Below are 16,897 nucleotides of genomic sequence, written 5' to 3' on the forward strand. Positions count from 1 at the left end.
TATCCGTGCCCGCTCTGCCGGTCGATGACAGTACCGGGGACGGGTACGACTGGCTGGAGACCACCTACGAAACGGTATGGTCCGTGATGGGTGCTTGGGGGACGGACGGGTGGGACGCCGGGTCATGGCCCTGCGTGTTCTTCCTGACCGGCCCAGGCCACCAACGACACCGGGGCCCTGTACGGGTACGGGAAGTACATCGAAGGAGACCTCGACACCCACTGGTTCCGCAACCAGGACGCCTGCCACAAGGCGATCACCGCTGAGGTGTTCTGGTTCTGGAAGCACGGACAGGCAGACGGGCCCGCAAACCTGCCCGACACCGCCGAGGAATACACCAAGCCCTACGTCATCGTGTACCGGACCGAACCCACAAGTACGGTGGCAGGGACGGAAGGCGGCGGCCTCGCACCGTTCTAGTGACGCTCCGGTAGTACCCCGCCCCTAGGGGCGGGGTGCTACCGCCGACCTGCGCACCGACGTCGGGTATGTGGCGGGCAGTAGCGGGCGAGCCAACGCATTCCGGATTCCTTCATGGCGTACCTCCGACACGAGGACACCATCACCTGCGATCCCGGCTACACGCGGTCTCGGCCGGGTGCCTGGGCAGGCTGCGAGAATGGGGGGTGGTGCTGGCTACTGTTACGCAGGTGAGCCTGATATTGCACCCCGCTCAGCTGGGCCACCGTGTCCGGAGTGCTTTTCGGGCCCGGGTCTCGGGTGATCCCACGGGCGCGCCGGACTGGGTGCGCGATATTGCCCTGGTGGGGGAGGGGCCGGGGTGGTTTGAGCCTGACGGCGTGGTGTGGCGGGTCCATGGTGACCTGTCTACTCTCGTGGGCGGGGTCGCTGCCCTGTTGGGGCAGGGTACGCACCCTTTGGCGATGGCCGGGGTTGCACGGCATTCCTCCTACCGCAGCGACCCCTGGGCGCGCTTAGCGGGGACGGCCCGCTGGCTGACGGTGAGCACGTTCGGGTCCGCGGAACTCGCCGAACGCGAATCGGCCCGGGTCCGTGGAATGCACAAGCGGGTCAACGGCAGCACCGATGACGGCCGAGCCTACTCCGCATCAGACCCTGCTCTGCTGCGCTGGGTGCACCTGGCGTTCACCGACGCTTTCCTCGGAGCACAGGAAGCCGTGGGCCATGATCTGGCCCCGCGCTTCGGCCGGAACTGGGCTGACGCCTACATCGCCGACTGGTCCCGCAGCGCCCAGGCATTGGGAGCGAAGGACCTCCCGGTCAGCCGCCGGGAACTCACCGAGGCGTTGGCAGCGGTAGAGCCTGACCTTGAACCGGTTCCCGCGGAGCTCCTGGCTTTCCTCTCCGCCCCGGGCGGGCTGAGCCGTCTCGAAGGGATCTTCTATGCAGGTCTCGCCAGCGCCGGAGGGCTGGTGCTCTCCCCATCCATGGCACCCCTGGCCGGGGTGCCCGGTCGCGGCGACCGCTCAATTGCGGCGCGTCTGCGTTTGCAGCGCACCCGTGTCCAGTTGCGGGCCTTCCAAGTGGCATTGGGACCGCATAGTCCGTCCGAGGACGCGGCCCGTTACCGGATCGGTCTCGCCGGGCCCCCGGACTGGCTCACCTGAATCTCAGCCGCGCTCAGTTCCGGGCCCCGTACAATAAAGGCAAAGCGTGGGACCCGGCACCGCCGGGAGCATTGCGCCTAGGTCGACGGACTCTCAATGAGGAGAAGAACCGGACCCCATAGATTTCCTTTGGTAGGGAAAATGTAAGAACCGGAAGCGGGACCCATGTGGTGCGGGGCCCGCTTCCATCTTTTAAGGCGTCCTTGTGGTCTTACCTCGAGCGCGGGGGAGCAGGGTGGCCGGCGCGGGTGGGTGTCTCGCGTTTCAGTGCTTCCCTCACTCTCCGCTAGGGCTCCGAGTGAGGGCTGTGGTCCTTCGCTTCGCTGCGGCCTGTCACCGCCCCGGTTGTTCCTTCGTCGCATCCGGTCCGGGTCTTTTTTGCTGCTGTCCTTCGGATTGTGCGTCCCCGCTCCACACGGTCAATCGGCTGCGCCGACTGGTGCTGGCCACAAACCTCTACGGCGCTCCTGCGTCGCTTATTTCCTTCGAGGTTTCTGGCAGGCCCTTCGCCCTTCGGGTTGACCCTGCTCCGTCGGGAACGAGCGAACGAGTTCGCCAGCAGGCAAAAAACGCACGGGGGAAGGGGCCACTGCTGGCACACCACAGGCCCGACACCCCACCACCACCTGTCAAAAGGAGCAACACCGCTATGTCCGTTCTGGAACAGATCAACCCCGCCACGCTCACCATCGACGCGAACGTGCGCGCCGAAGCGAACCTCGACAAGGCGTTCCTCGCCTCGATCAAGGAGCACGGCGTCATTCAACCCGTCGTCGCGCACCGCACCGAGGACGGCACCGTGCACGTCCTCTACGGACAGCGCCGAACCCTCGCCGCCGTGGAGAACAATCTAGACACCATGCCGGTGTACGTGGTCGATTCCCTCACCGAAGCCGACCGGCTCGCTAAACAGATCGTGGAGAACGACCAGCGCCGCGAGCTGACCGACAATGACCGGGCCGAGGCGTTCCACCAGCTGTCCCTGCTCGGTGTGTCGGCAACGCAGATCGCCCGTAAGACCGGGGCGAAGAAAACCACCGTGGACGCGGCCCTGAAAGTCCGTGCCGATGACACCGCGACGGCGTTCCTCGCCGCAGGGATGACGCTGGACATGGCGGCAGTGATCGAGGAGTTTGCCGGGGACACCGAGGCGATTGAGAAGCTGGAAAGCATTGCCAAGGAAGCCCCGCAGAGCTTCGACCACACCGCCCAGCGCATCCGCGACGACCGGAAGCGGCAGGCTGAGGTCGCGGCGGCCAAGGCCGATGCCGTCACCGCTGGTTTGACGATCATGGAGGACTCGACATGGTCGTCCTACGACTACAAAGGTCCGATCGCTGACATCAGGGACCTACGCACCAAGACCGGGGACCTGCTCACAGCGGAGGACGCGAACGCCGCTTATGTTCGCTCGACCTACAACGGTCCCGCGACGACGTACCTGAACACCGATTGGAAGGCCGCAGGGTTCGTGAAGCCCGGCGCACCCCGTGCCGGGAAGATGACCGAGGAAGAGAAAGCCGAACGCCGGACCGTGATCGAGAATAATCGGGCGTGGGACGCCGCTGAGGTGGTCCGCATCGAGTTCGTGAAGGGACTGCTCAAAGGCAAGACTGCCCCGAAGAACGCCCTGCGGTTCATCGCCCACGCCATGGGAGTCCACGGGTACACGATTGCGGACGGACTGTCCAAGTACAGCGATTTCTCAGTCGAACTACTCACCGGTAAGGAGCCGAAGGCCGCAGGGTTCGGGGGCAGGTCGGAACTGGCGAAGATCACCAGCCGCCCGAGCGGACGCCATGAAATCAACGCCCTGGCCATGGTGCTTGCCGGGTACGAGAAGAACACGGGCCGCTACACATGGCGCAACGGGAGTTCCACCGCCGCGCACTACCTGACACAACTCGCCGCCTGGGGATACAACCTCAGCGACGTGGAACGCCTCGTCACCCACCCGGCCCCCGTCGAGGCCCCGGCACAGGAGAACGCCCCGGTACCCGAGGACACGGTGAGCGACGAGAGCCCCGAGCTTGCTGACGCGACCGCCGACGAGGACGACCCCGCCGCCGATCCGGAGCCGGTCGAGTACCTGGAGGACATTCAGGCAGAGCAGGAGGAAATGATCGGCGAAGAGTACGCCGCCGCCGAGTAACACCGATGCCGGTGGTGCAGGCTCCCTGCACCACCGGCCCCGGTCGGGTGTGGAGATCGGACGGTGATCGGTTCACCGTCAGTGGGCGGGGCGGTTCGCCGCCAACGGGGCACCTCGAGCGGTGGTCACCGGCGGCGAACCGCCGTCCCTCGCACTCCCAGCCACCACCAGAACCACACTGCGCCACCGGCCGCGTGATGATTACCCGCGTCAACACACCGACACTCGATCAACCACCACACCCACAGACGTGACGAGGGGGACCGACGACGTCGATCCCCCTCACTCACAACCCGTACTCAGTGGGTCAAACCGTTAGGCCGCTGCTGTCTCCGCCGCGACCTGGTCAGCAACCTCGGCAGACGATTCCGTGATGGTCGACGCCGTCGCCTCGGTGTCGTTCCCCTCGGCCACTGTTGCACCGTCGAGGACCCGCTTGACCTCCGCACCGCTCAACCCCAGGCGTGCGGCGACCGCTGCGCGGGACTCTCCGGTGTCCAGCATTTCGCGCACCTTCGCCCCGGCCTCCGCCAGGGCGGACGCCGCGTCGTCCTCAGCCTTGGACAGGATTGCATCCGCGCGCTCTTGCGCCTCGGTACGGATCTGCTCGGCGTTCTCCTGCTGCTCGAAGAACCCTGCCGCAAGGTCAATCAATTTCTCGTGCCGCTCGGTCAGCTCCTGCGCCTTTGCGCGTGCTTTCTCCCGTGCTGCGACCTGCTGCGCTGACTTCCGTGGTGCCGCCATAACGATCTGTCCCCTTCCACTCGACAACCTTGCACATGCGGGCGAACCATGCCCACTTACCTAACGGTCAGCAGCTCGTCCGGCGGTGGTATCTCGCTGCGCATCGGCCCACCGCCGACAACTCTTTCAAACCTCACACGGACCTTGCTGACGCTCGGGCTGGTCCACCGTGAGGGCTACCCACACATGGACAGCTTCGAGATAACAACCGGTCTCTGCGTTGCCCACCCGTGGATAACTCTCATGGTGCGGTTGCACCCAATCGAACGAACCGTGGATAACGGTGAAGCGTGTTACCCACCGCCCATTCTCATGTGCACAACCGCATCACAGTCGTGATGGACCAGTCGTAGTGGTTTCCACGGCGTTCCATCGCGTTTCCTCCTGCGTCGTCACCTCACGATTCCACACCCTTCCAACCACCACAATCTGTCACACCTCATGCATCTTGATAACTGAGGTCGACCCAGCGCCGATAGTGCGCGAGAATGGGCCTATGATGACCGTCCATAAGCTCAGTGCTGGGGACGGCTACGCCTACTACACCTCCGAGGTCGCTAGCGCCGATGAGCTCCGCGCGGGCGACCGTGAGCTGGGGGACTACTACACCGTCGAGGGCATGCCTCCGGGTCAGTGGGTTGGACACTCCGAACAGCTGCTGGGAGTGTCGGGCGAGGTCAGCGAAGCGCAGATGAAAGCGCTGTTCGGCGAGGGACTGCACCCCGAGGCCGCCAGCATTCTTGCGGCTGGAGGTACGACAGCGCAGATCAAACTGGGTCAGAAGTACCACCAGTACGGCGCTGCCAACACGGAGATGACCCGCAGGATCGACGAGGAAGTAGCCCGGTTCCGGCGCCTCGGCGGTCCAAGACGGGCTAGTCCCGAGAACGCGGACAAGGTGCTGCCCACGGAGGTCATGCACGAGATCCGGTCACGGGTGGGAGGCGAGCTGTTCCGTGAATCCCACGGCAGGAACGCCCGCAGCAACGAGGAGCTTGCCCGGTATGTGACCGCGCAAACCACACCCTCGAAGCAGACCGTTGCCGGGTATGACCTGGTGTTTTCACCCGCAAAATCGGTGTCCCTGCTGTGGGCACTCGGCGGCGACGAAGCTCGAAAAGCCATTGAAACCGCACACAACGAAGCGATTGCCGAGACGATCACCTTCCTCGAGAAAAACGCCACCTACACGCGGCGGGGGAAGAACGGGGTCCGGCAGATCGACGTCGACGGCGGGCTAGTCGCTACCCAGTTCCGGCACTACGACTCCCGCGCCGGGGACCCCCAACTGCACGACCACGTAGTCATCGCCAACAAGGTCAAGGGCGTCGACGGGAAGTGGTCCTCCCTCGACGGTAGGGCCCTCTATAAGATGAACGTCGCCGCGTCCGAGACGTACAACGCGAAGGTCATCGAAAAGGTCTGCGCGGCCCTCGACGTCAGCACCGTAGCCCGCACAGCCGGTGGGGGAGAGCCCATCTACGAGGTCGCCGGGATCGACCTGGACACCATCCACCGGGCATCCTCACGACGGTCAAACATCGCCGGAACCATCGGCAGACTCGAAGCCGAGTTCGCCGACAAGCACGGGTACGCGCCCAGCGACAAGCAGAAGATCGCCCTCGCGCAGCAAGCCACCCTGGAGACAAGGCCGCACAAGAAAAGTGCCCGCCGGCTGTCGGAGCTGGTTCAGGAATGGCAGCAGGACTACAGCTCGAGCACGAACATGCCGGTCGGACCTGACCTGCTCGAACACGTCCGCAACGCGAGCACAGGAACGCCCGTAGGTGCACTGGTCAACGACCTCGACGTCCACGAACACGCACGCCTGGTCATCCACGAGCTGGCCGCAAAGCGCGCCGTATGGGGACGGAACCACGTCATCGCCCAGACCCGCAGGCACCTCAAAGAAGCCTTCCCGGGACAGACCATCACCGACGAAACCATGGAGAACATCACCCGGGAAGCCACCGGGACGCACAGCCTCCAGGTCACCCCGGACACGATCACACCGAAGCTGGCCGAGTTCCTACGCGCCGACGGCACCAGTCAGTTCCAGCAGGCCGACCTCACCTTGTTCACCTCGCAGGAGGTGCTGAACGCCGAGCACCGGGTCCTGGCCGCAGGACAGAAGATCGTCATCCCGGCCGTGTCAGCTGAACGCTTCGACACCCTGTTGTCACAGCACGTCGAAGCCAACGCTGCCAGTGGGGGACCGGCGTTATCGCAGGGTCAGATCGACCTCGCACGCGCCTTTGCCACCGACGAGAAGCTGCTGACCCTCGGCATCGGACCCGCCGGCGCAGGCAAGACCACGAGCCTGTCCCTGGCCGCTGACGCGGTCCGTGACAGCGGCGGGAAGGTCATCGGACTCGCACCAACAGCAGCCGCCGCAGCGGTGATGTCCAAGGACATCGGAGCCGACGCCACCACCATCGACGCGTTCCTCATCTCCCACCGGAACCAGCAGGGCCAGCAGAACACCACAGCCAAGGACGGCCACGACAACGGCGGGTCCACCTTCGCTCTCGGTGCCGGAGACGTGATCATCATCGATGAGGCAGGGATGGTCACCACGCCGAAACTCGCCGAGGTCGTCGCGGTCGCTGCGCGCAACGGTGCCGTGGTGCGTGCGATCGGGGATGACCGGCAGCTCGGAGCCATCGGCTCCGGCGGCGCGCTGCGCCTGCTCAACAACGAGGTCGGAGCAGTCCGCCTCGAGGAGGTCCACCGCTTCCACACCGAAGGAGAAGCGGACGCTTCCCTGGCCCTCCGGGAACCGGCAACCGTCGGAGCTGACACCCCCTTCCAGTGGTACGTGGACAACAAGCGGGTCACCGCTGGCACCACCGAAGCCATGACGCAGGACGCTTTCACCGCGTGGATGACCGACACCGCAGCAGGTAAGACGTCGCTGATGATCGCCACTGACAACGCCACCGTCACGGACCTCAACGCCCGCGCCCAAGCCGCCCGCATCGCCACCGGTGACCTCACTGACGGCGCAGGCCCGATCATGGAGGCGACGCCGTCCGTGGTCCTCCGGGACGGGCTCCGCGCCTACCCGGGCGACACCGTCGTCACCCGCAGGAACGACCGGACGTTGCAACTTAACCAGGGCAAGGACTTCGTCAAGAACAACGATGTCTGGACCGTGGAACAGGTCACCGCCAATCCCTCCACCGACCACGCAGCAGCACAGCCGGAGACACAGGACCGGCAGCGTGTAACCCTCCGGCACTCCGGCCACCGGGGACGTATTACCGTGGACGCCGACTACCTGAACGAGCACGGACAGCTCGGCTATGCCGCGACCGTGCACCGCGCCCAGGGCGCCACCGTGGACACCGCGCACGCGATCCTCGACGAGCGGACCGACCGCGCCGGCGCCTACGTCGCCGCCACCCGCGGACGCGAGACGAACAAGCTCTACGTCGCTCTTGGCGACGACAACGACCAGACCGTCACCCGTGACAACATCCTCGCATCGATCACGGCGAACCACGACCGGACCCTGTCCGCGCACGAAACAGTCCGCGCCGAAGCCGTCCGCACCGGGGACGTCACCACCCTCGCCAGCGTCTACAACGAGGTCGAAGCAGCAGCATGGACCGCAAAGACCCGCGGCATCGCTCAGGACGTCATGGGGCAGGAAGCCGCCGCTGCGTTCACCTCGCACGAGTCATGGGGCGCCGTGGCCACGCACCTGCGGCGGGCTGAGAACGAGGGCCTGGACGCGTCCACGGTCCTCGCTCAGGCGTACCGGGAACGAGGGTTCGCAGGCGCCGACGACGCGGCCGCCGTCCTCGCTTTCCGGGTGGAGAATCGGATCGACACCGCGCAGCAGATCCGGGCGAACACCGGACAGCGACCGCTCGGTGCCCTCACCGACGATCACCTCGACCGCCTCGCACGCCAGGCCGAGAAGCACGCCGAGGGCGCTACCGCCTGTCAGCTCCGCCGGACACCCGGTGAGGCTCCCACGGACACCGAATGGGCTGCCCGGCCGTTCGCGCTCCTACACACCAGCAAACTGACCGAGACCCGCGACAACGCTGTGGAACGGTTGCAGTCCCTCGACCCGACCGCATCACCCAGTGCCGCGACGAGGAAAGAGCAGTGGATGGTGAAAACCATGACCCTTGAGCTCGAGCGCCGCCAGGATCTCTCCCCGACACAGACCGCGATCGAACGCACCGCCCGTGGCGAGGATCCCCGCAGCGCCCACCAGGTCACGATCGCCGAGGCAATCCGCCAGGAACGCCAGCTACGCGAGGCCGGCATCCCCACCACCAGCACGCCGGCGTCCACCGAACTCGTCAGCACCAGCACCAGCAGTCGAACGGTCACCAGTGCCGGCGGCGCAGGGTTCGACCGGTCCACCATCAGCGAGGACCTCGCACCGTCCGCGCTCCTGCAGGACGCACGCGTACCGGTCGAGTACCGGGATGAACTCGACCGACTCCGGGCACACCTCGGACAGCGGGTCGGCGTCCGCGGCGCACAGCTCGCGGAAGAACAACCGGCGTGGGCGGCCGCGCTCGGGCCGCTGCCGGCGAAGGAGTCCAAGGCCGCCGAATGGCACAGCATCGCGGCCGAGACCGAGGCGTATCGGAACCGGTACAACATCGGTTCTCATGAGACGGCGATGATCCCGAAGCAGTACCAGGACGACCCTGTCGCGCAGCGGTTGGTCGAGCGCGCCACGGCCCTGCACAAGCACAGTACCCTTACACAGGTCCCGCCGCGCAGCGCCGCCCAGGTGCAGCAGAGCGCCGACGAAGCAACGATCACTGACCGCATGACCGCGAATCAGACCGCGGCGCGTAGGGCTATCGAGCGGCTCCAGGCCGAGCGTGCCGCTGCCAGCGACCCGCTGCCGGCACCGCAGCAGCGCGAAGCACGGATCGTCGACGCCATACAGTCCACTGATACGTCCTCTGCCGTTGTGCAGGCCGCGGGGACGCCTGAGGTGCAGTCGCAACGCTCCGCGACGGAAGAGGCCGCGATCGAACGTGCGATCGCACGGCATCGGGCAGTTGCGGAGAAGGTCGCAGGGACATCGTTCTCCGACACCTCCGGGTCCGGCAGTAAGGCAACCGGGCAATCAACGAGTTCCCAGAAGAAGGAGAGCACCGTGAGTCAGGAAAAGGGTGGCGCCGCACAGGATGCAGCGCGGAAGAAGGAAAGGAGTCAGCGGCAAGCCCAGCTGATTCAGAGCAGGAAGGCTACTGCCGCCGAGCGTCAGGCTCGGGAGGCGGCATCAGGCAAGAACGATTCGGCTGCCGCGAAGCGTCGAGCTGAGCAGACGAAAAACAGCGGCCGGTCACTGTGACCAGCCGCTGTTCAGGGGGACTTGGTTAGTCCCAGGACCAGTGTCGGTAGGGGGCGCTTCACACGCGAGCACCCTCCGGCTGGTTTCGGCTGGTGCGTGGTGCCGCACTCTCCAAAGGGACCACGCTTGGCGAAAAGTACCGCGGCGTGACTGTCGAAGTGATCAACCCACCAGCCCGACATCCCGCCCTCCGCCTGTGTAGGGAGAGCGTCAACTTAGGTTGACATAAGCTTCGTTATCGGCGACTTGATGAAGACTCGGGAAAGGGGCTGGAGACGTCCGGGACCCGAGAGACAATTGCTCACTCATTAAGCGTGGGGGTGCTCGGTGAGCCAGGTGTAGGCGCCATCGACTGTGGTGAAGTGGCGTGTCGGGTAAGGCGGTTCGTGGACTTCGGTGAAGTAACTGACGAGTAGCTGATCAACCGGTGACGGGCCAACCAGAGCCATGGCAGCGATATTTAGTCCGTGGGAGAAGGTAGTCAGTGCGCCCCTGCTGAGTGACACCATCTCGTTGAGCATCACCAGCATTGGTGGACACGTGTTCGGGCTGAGGGCGTTAGCCCTTTCCACCAATGACAACGCCCCGTGGTCAGTGACGGTTACGTGGATTACCCACTCAACCCAGAGCACTTCACCGCGCATCTCCGCGGTGAATGAATCCTCCGCGATCATTGCTGCATCAGTCATGATCCTGCTCCCCCTTGATCAGCCCTGGTTACCCGCCGCGCACACTACGCGTCCATCCCCTGATGTCCAAGGCTTTCGCCGGTCAGATTGGTTCCGGTATGCACAGGCGCATCCGCTTCAAGCAAGTCGTCCGACTGGTGTCGGTTTCCGCTAGCGGCAGATGGTTTGAGGAGCCAGCGGATAGCCTCTGACTCGTCAGTGAAGAACCGGGTAGGAGTCGCCGAGGTATAGGCGAAGGCGGTAATGACCTTGGTGACGACATCCGTGCTCAGGACAGCGGTCCGCGTCGAACACGTGTCATCGATCAGCAGTTGTCTGGCTGAAGGCGTGATCCGTTCAATGGAGCCGATGTCGACCAGTAGCGGTCGCTTGGCGGCGGTAGACACGGCATCGACAGCGCTGATCGTGGCCCGGACATCCCTGCCGAACATCGTGACGCCGGGAGCCCACCTAAGCCGGTTGAAATCAGGTCCGACGGTGAGGACGAACCGGGCGGTGTCCCCCGATACCATCCACCTAGCATTGCACGGGACAACTAATCGGTATACCCGATCACCGGGTGTGAGGAGCGCACGAGCGCGGCCTGATCATGTACGGGTCATTCGCCTGTGGGCGGGTGGAGCCCGAAGGATAGAGCTCAATGCCGTCCACCTGGGTGAGCTACAACTCCGACCGGCAGCGGTGTGGCTTCACCGGTTGGTTGCCAGCAGTGCAAGCGTGCGCTTGCTTTGCTCAGTTCAAAGCTGGAGCCGACACTCGACGTTACTCTTCAATTTCGCCGCCGAACGTCCTGAGGTGTTGCCGGAAGGTGAGATTGGGGTTCGCGTGCCTTGCAGCGATGTAGTCCGGAAGTCGTGATTGCGTTCGGAAGCTGGTGCCGAGGAGCATCGCGGCAGCCTGACGGCGCTCGGTGTCCCGGATGCCGGCTGCAACGGTCGCGACATCGAGGGCTTTCTCCAGGGGGATGAAAAGGGCGCCGTCGTCGTCTGCGAGGGCGAAATCGGTGCTGTCAACGGTGTGCTCGCCACAGGCTGCGTTCGTCAGGGCCCCCGGGTCGCGGGCATCGAGGCGTTGCGGCCCGACTGGCAGGGTGCCGAGGCTGAGCACTGGTAGGCGAATCGTCAGTAGTTGGAGGGTGTCTCGGTGGAGGCCCCATATGATGATTCCCGCCAGGCCAGCACGCTGGGCCTCGAGGGTGATCAGGTCGCCGACGCAGGCCTCATCGGTTCGTCCCCCGTTGTCGACCACCAGTACATCTCCTGGTGCTGCCTGATCGATGGCTTCGAGGAAGACGTCGACGCTGCCATAGTGGCGGGCCGGACGGACTGTTCCCACGACGTGCGTTCCTGGCCAGAGCGGCCTCACTTGGGTCGGGGCACATCTGACGGGTATTCCTAAGCGCATGCAGGCATCTGCGACGTGCGGTGTGCTCAGGTCCAGGTAGGTGCGTTGCAGTGTTTCGGCGTCCATCTCAGGCTCCTCGGTGGTGTCGTGTTTGTGGGCTGGGCATCGTCATCGTCTTACTCGTCTCATCCGGTGGTCCGTCAGTGCACGAGCTGTTCGACGAGCAGGAAAACACCGATGCAGACCATTGCCGTACCGGACAGGCGTGTGACGATGCGGGCGGCGCTCGGCTTACTCGCGAGAACCCTGCGTGAGGCCAGGCCCACCGCCATGTAGACCACTGCGCAGCTGAGGGTGTGCACGAGACCCAGCGCGATGATCTGCATGGCGACCGGCCAGTGGCCTGATGGGTTCGTGAACTGAGGAAGCAGCGCCAGGAAGAGCAGGAAGACCTTCGGATTCAGGCCGCTGACTCCGAATCCCCGCGCGAGCTGTCGGAATGCGGAGCTGGAAACACGGTCACTCGAGGCGGTTGGGCCCGCGGAGCTGATCATCATCGTGATTCCAAGCCACACCAGGTAGGCCGCACCAATGATCGTCAGGACTGTCAGGACCATCGGATTCGCCGCGACGAGGGCTCCGACGCCTGCAGCGACAATGATCGTCGCGGCAAGATGGCCACAGAGAAGTCCTGCGACGGCGGGAAAGATCGACCTGTTCCGCAGTCCGGCGTTGATGGCGTACGCCCAGTCAGCACCCGGGGTGATGACGAAGAGTACGGAGACGGCCCAGAACGCCACGATGGATCCGACCGCCACAATTACCTCTTTCCAAGAACCACCTCTCCCCCGGTTTCGAGGGCACTAGGAAGCTTAGGGAAGATCAGCCCAAAGGTGCTCTCAAATTCAAGCCACTCAGACTCCTTATGAGCAAGAATATTCTTCATGGATGCCATGGACCGGAAGATACTTGCTGAGCTTCAACGGGACGGTCGGATGTCATTGACGGACCTCGCGGATCGGGTCCAGTTGAGCTTGTCTCCGTGCCACCGTCGGGTGCGCGCATTGGAGCAGTCCGGAGCGATCGACGGGTATCGGGCCCAGGTGAATCTGAACGCACTGGGTTTGACGTTCGAGTCCTTGGTCTTCGTGACCATGCAGGACGCTCAGCGCTCCACCTTGGACGCCTTCGAGGCGGCTGTTGAGGCGGTGCCGAACATTCTGCAGGCTCAACGGCTCTTCGGTAACCCGGACTACCTTCTTCGGGTGGTAGCTGCGGATCTGCCGGCGTTCCAGCGCCTGTACGACGAGCAGATCGCAGCCCTGCCCGGGGTGTTGAAACTGAGTTCGACGCTGGTGATGAAGACGGTCGTGGACCACCGGCCGGCACCTCTCTGATCCGTTAATCGCCGGTTCCTTGTTCATCGTGGTGCGAGGATCAGCGCTGCCGATAGGTTGCGCCCTGTGTTGGAGAGGCCAGAAGCAGGGCGGCTTGCGATCGTTGTTGCCGATGGGCAGGAGGACGACGTGATGCAGCAATGTCGCCCGGCGAAGAGGCGCGGTGAGGTCACCCGGTCACGTCGCGTGGGTGGGGCGGGTGGTCAGGTGGTGTCCTCAGAGGCTGCTTTGGGGCTTCGAAGGGTGATGCCGGCCGCCAGGGTGAGGCTTGCGGCGGTCGCGATGAGGATACCGAGGACACCCGTTGCCGGCGCCAGTACTCCTACGAGGGCAGGGACGGTGGATTGACCGACCCGGTTGCCTGCAAGCCGCAGTGACATCGCCATTCCCCGGTGTCTTGCTTCTGCGACATCGGTCAGCCAGGCCATCGTGATCGGTTGGCAGACTCCTATCGCGAGTCCGAAGATCGCCGCTCCGGTGATGAGAAGAACGCTGTTGACGGGCAGTCCGGTGAGGCCGAGTCCGAGCGCGGAGACCAGTAGCGCTGTCGAGAGGAGAGCCTTGCGCGACATGGTGCGGATGAGCAGCGGAAGTGCGGCGCGTGAGGCCATGGTCATGACCGCCCGCACGGTGAGCATGGTGCTGATGATCACCGCGGGAAGGGCGCGTTCGGTACCGAGTGCGGGCCAGAAGGCAAGGGTGACGTCGATGGATGCCAGGGCGAGGCTGCCGGCGATCAGGGCTCGGAGAACCCCCCGCTTCCGGAGCAGGGCGTGGCTTGTGGAAAGGATGCCCGCCTGTGCTGTGGTCGTTCCTGCCGATGGGGAGGACTTCATGAAGGCACTGGTGAGGGCGAGGAGCACTCCGACACTGAGGGAGATGAGGAAGACCAGGGAAAGGTTCGGCCCGAGGGATGCTTCGTGAGGTAGCGCTAGAAGGAGCGGTCCTGCAGCCTGCCCGGTCGAGGCGGCGAAGGTATAAAGACCGAAGGCGCTCTCCCTTTTGCCTTCCGTGGACAGGTTGGCGACGACCGTTTGTTCGCTGACGACGCTGAGGAGGTGTCCTAGGCCAAGGAGAAACGCTGCTGCGAGCAGGCCCGTCACCTGATCGATGAAGACCAGTGCGACCACTCCTGAGAGAACCATGAGCAGGGCGCCGAGCAGCGCTATCGTGCGCTCTCCGAGTCGGTCGGTGAATCGTCCTGCAGGTAGAGCCAGCGCCAGTGCGGGCAGCGCGAACGCCGTACCGATCAGACCGAGTATGGCCGCGGATCCTCCGGCCTCGATCACGGCATAGGACAGTCCTGGCCTGACAGCGTAGGTGAAGACCTGTACCAGCACGGCGTGTGCCACGACGATTGACCAGGTCATCCGGGATGGCCTTCTCACGATGGCTGCCGGCCGTCTGCGCCCTGGAGTTCACTCACTTTCAGGCGGTCATGCCTGAGCGGCTGTGCCGTGCAGGCTTGCGGTGGTGTCGAGGAGGAAGCTCGGGGTGCCGAAGTTCCCGGATTTGAGCAGGAGTGCAAGAGGCGCTGCTGTGCCTTGGGTGATGATCCATGGGACTCCGGGTGCTGCCTCATCCCCGATCAGCCCACCGTTGACTTGCAGGGCCGTGACGACGGCACCTGAGGTCTCTCCCCCGGCGACGACCAGACGTTGGATGCCACGCTGCACGAGGCCTTGAGCGATGAGCCCCATTGCCGTTTCGAGGATCTCAGCTGATCGTTCGATGCCCAGTGCCTCCTGGGAACGCTGGAGCATTTCCGGGGGAAGTGAGGAGTAGATGAGTGGGGGTAGGGAGGAGTTCTGCGCGTCGTACCACTGCAGGGCTGCGGCGGCCAGGTTCTGTGGGTCGGGAACGGAAACAGCGTCCAACCAGAAGGACGGGTGGTTCTTCTCCTGCAGGGCAGCGATTTGCTCGAGCGTGCGTGCCGAGCAGGATCCTGCCAGGGCGACAGCGGGGTTCATATTCCACGGTTCACTGATGTCCGTGACGTGGTGCGGTATCGCGTCGCGGCGGACGACTGCCTTCGCGAGCCCGCCGGCCAGCCCTGCTGCCCCAGAGACGAGGGGAGCGTCGATGACGGCTGAACCAATCTTGAGGAGGTCGGTCTCGTCGACGGCGTCCACGACGGCGTAGGCGACACCTCGGGTTTCCAGGCTTTCGAGGGTCGCCGCGATGGCTGTAGTGCCCTGGTCCACGGTCGTCAGATCAACCAGTACCACGGTCCTCTTGGTCTGGGGGTGGAGCAGGCGCGTGATCCGGGAATCGGTCATCGGGGTGAGGGGGTGGTGGCGCATCGGTGAATCCGAGAGCAGCGTCCCGTTAACGAACAGGTGTCCCTGGTACTGGGTTCGTCCGTGTTCTGGTGAGCTGGGGACCACGACCGCGATGGTGCTGCCGACCCGCTGGGCCAACGCGTCCAGGACGGGGCCGATGTTTCCTTCGCGGGTGGAGTCGAAGGTCGAGCAGAATTTGAAGAACAGCTGCCGGGACCCGGCATCCAGGAGCGTGTCAGCTGCTTCCAAAGAGGCTTTGACCGCCTCGGCGACGGGGATGGTGCGGCTTTTCAAGGCGATGACGATGACGTCGACGTCAGGGTCGACGGGAGGTTCTGTGGCGGGGCCGAACTGGATCAGGACCCGCAGACCTGCCCGACGGAAGGCGACGGCGACGTCGGTGCCACCGGTGAAGTCATCGGCGATTACCCCGATCATGGCTGTCCTCCAAGGATGCTGGTGCGCAGGGATGCGGCTGCACTTGCCGGGCCCGTGTGAACGAGAATGCCGGTCTGCTGCTCGAGAGCCTTGCTCGCAGGGGACAGCGAGTATTGACCGAGCAGAATCGCCGTCGGTGTTACCCCGCTGCTGTGAACGGCGGAGACCAGGCTTGCCGTGAGGGCCTCGAGGTCCCCTCGGCGGGCTGCTGCTGCGGCGCCGACTGCAACGACGCCGTGGACGTCGATGGTGGTGTTCGTCGTGGCTGCCTGCTGTGAGAAACGGGCAACAGTGTCCTGTAGGGGTCCATCTGCATTGGCGAGGACGAGGACTCGTTCGGGGGCCTGCTCGATAAGCCGGGCGAAGGCGACCTCATCGGGGGCGAGCACGGGAACGGAGGCGTTCGGCGCGAAGTCCTGTGCGACGGCGCCATACAGGGAGCAGGTGAGCAAGATGCCTTGTGCGCCTTCGGTCACGGCATGGTTGATCAGGCGGCGCATCCTGTCGGCAAGGGCGCTGGTGACGCCTGCGGGTTCTGCATCTTCCTGCAACCGATCATCGAGTAGATTCCACAGCTGCGCTTCCGGGAAGTGCTCCGCGAACGCGGCGGTAGCCGGGCCGATAGCGGCGGGCGTTGCATTGATGAGCGCGATGAGGGGCTGGGGCTCGTGAGATTGCATGGTCGAGATCCTCGATTGATCGAAGGAACGCAGCTGCGTCAGTGTCGACAGTGAAGCGGCGCGGTGCGGTGAGTAGTGAAACAACGGACCTGTCGGGGCGGGATGGAAGTTCTTCCCACCCCGGCAGGTGCTGGTGTGCTGTGTTGCGGTGTGGGTGTTAGATGCGGGTGGTGGCGGTAGCGACGGCGTCGGCGAAGCCGGAGGTGCTGGCGGTGCCGCCCATGTCGGGGGTCATGGTGCCTTCGCT

At 64.7% G+C, this 16,897-nt stretch carries 12 protein-coding genes and 1 pseudogene; 4 read left to right on the forward strand and 9 right to left on the reverse strand.

Going from position 1 to position 16,897, the window contains the following annotated elements:
* The first annotated feature begins 488 nt into the window (after positions 1-488).
* Both AC792_RS09725 and AC792_RS09730 read left to right on the forward strand, forming a co-directional pair.
* Positions 489-1,589 carry an oxygenase MpaB family protein gene (locus tag AC792_RS09725; protein ID WP_235436599.1) on the forward strand — a complete coding sequence of 367 codons (1,101 nt, stop codon included), beginning with the start codon at positions 489-491 and terminating at the stop codon, positions 1,587-1,589.
* Between the two features lie 439 nt (positions 1,590-2,028).
* Positions 2,029-3,741 carry a ParB/RepB/Spo0J family partition protein gene (locus tag AC792_RS09730; RefSeq protein WP_235436601.1) on the forward strand — a complete coding sequence of 571 codons (1,713 nt, stop codon included), beginning with the start codon at positions 2,029-2,031 and terminating at the stop codon, positions 3,739-3,741.
* Positions 3,742-4,056: 315 nt separating this feature from the next.
* Here AC792_RS09730 and AC792_RS09735 read toward each other — a convergent pair whose 3' ends face one another.
* Positions 4,057-4,485: a hypothetical protein gene (locus AC792_RS09735; protein ID WP_049830333.1), complete on the reverse strand. Its 429-nt coding sequence runs from the start codon at positions 4,483-4,485 to the stop codon at positions 4,057-4,059.
* Positions 4,486-4,981: 496 nt separating this feature from the next.
* Here AC792_RS09735 and mobF point away from each other — a divergent pair, with 496 nt between their 5' ends.
* Positions 4,982-9,820, forward strand: a complete 4,839-nt coding sequence (gene mobF / locus AC792_RS09740) for a MobF family relaxase (RefSeq protein ID WP_049830334.1) — start codon at positions 4,982-4,984, stop codon at positions 9,818-9,820.
* 11 nt (positions 9,821-9,831) lie between these two features.
* Here the strand turns inward: mobF and AC792_RS18185 are convergent.
* From AC792_RS18185 to AC792_RS09760, 5 genes and pseudogenes are all read right to left on the reverse strand, one after another.
* Positions 9,832-10,005, reverse strand: a pseudogene (locus tag AC792_RS18185) (DUF4913 domain-containing protein); the annotation flags it as partial.
* A 123-nt stretch (positions 10,006-10,128) separates the two neighbouring features.
* A complete protein-coding gene (locus AC792_RS09745) occupies positions 10,129-10,509 on the reverse strand; it encodes a DUF7793 family protein (RefSeq protein WP_152916128.1) in 381 nt (126 codons plus the stop codon).
* Between the two features lie 44 nt (positions 10,510-10,553).
* Positions 10,554-11,021, reverse strand: a complete 468-nt coding sequence (locus tag AC792_RS09750; RefSeq protein ID WP_049830336.1) for a DUF7793 family protein — start codon at positions 11,019-11,021, stop codon at positions 10,554-10,556.
* A gap of 250 nt (positions 11,022-11,271) precedes the next feature.
* The gene (locus AC792_RS09755; RefSeq protein WP_049830337.1) at positions 11,272-11,979 is read right to left on the reverse strand and encodes an RraA family protein; all 708 of its coding nucleotides are present in this window, start codon (positions 11,977-11,979) and stop codon (positions 11,272-11,274) included.
* Between the two features lie 74 nt (positions 11,980-12,053).
* The gene (locus AC792_RS09760) at positions 12,054-12,653 is read right to left on the reverse strand and encodes a LysE family translocator (protein WP_235436602.1); all 600 of its coding nucleotides are present in this window, start codon (positions 12,651-12,653) and stop codon (positions 12,054-12,056) included.
* 144 nt (positions 12,654-12,797) lie between these two features.
* On the opposite strand from AC792_RS09760, the gene AC792_RS09765 reads away from it, so the two are divergent.
* Complete coding sequence (locus AC792_RS09765; protein WP_049830339.1) at positions 12,798-13,250, forward strand: Lrp/AsnC family transcriptional regulator; 453 nt, start codon at positions 12,798-12,800, stop codon at positions 13,248-13,250.
* Positions 13,251-13,453: 203 nt separating this feature from the next.
* Here AC792_RS09765 and AC792_RS09770 read toward each other — a convergent pair whose 3' ends face one another.
* The 3 genes from AC792_RS09770 to AC792_RS09780 form a co-directional block, all read right to left on the reverse strand.
* Entirely contained in the window at positions 13,454-14,620 is a 1,167-nt protein-coding gene (locus tag AC792_RS09770; protein WP_049830340.1) for an MFS transporter, read from the reverse strand.
* Positions 14,621-14,686: 66 nt separating this feature from the next.
* On the reverse strand, positions 14,687-15,970 hold the full coding sequence (gene otnK, locus AC792_RS09775) for a 3-oxo-tetronate kinase (protein WP_049830341.1): 1,284 nt from the start codon (positions 15,968-15,970) through the stop codon (positions 14,687-14,689).
* Entirely contained in the window at positions 15,967-16,650 is a 684-nt protein-coding gene (locus AC792_RS09780; RefSeq protein WP_049830342.1) for a hypothetical protein, read from the reverse strand. The genes otnK and AC792_RS09780 overlap by 4 nt, the downstream gene beginning before the upstream one ends.
* Positions 16,651-16,897: the final 247 nt, after the last annotated feature.

Origin of the sequence: Arthrobacter sp. RIT-PI-e, from assembly GCF_001187915.1 — a bacterium.
Classification (GTDB): Bacteria; Actinomycetota; Actinomycetes; order Actinomycetales; family Micrococcaceae; genus Arthrobacter_D.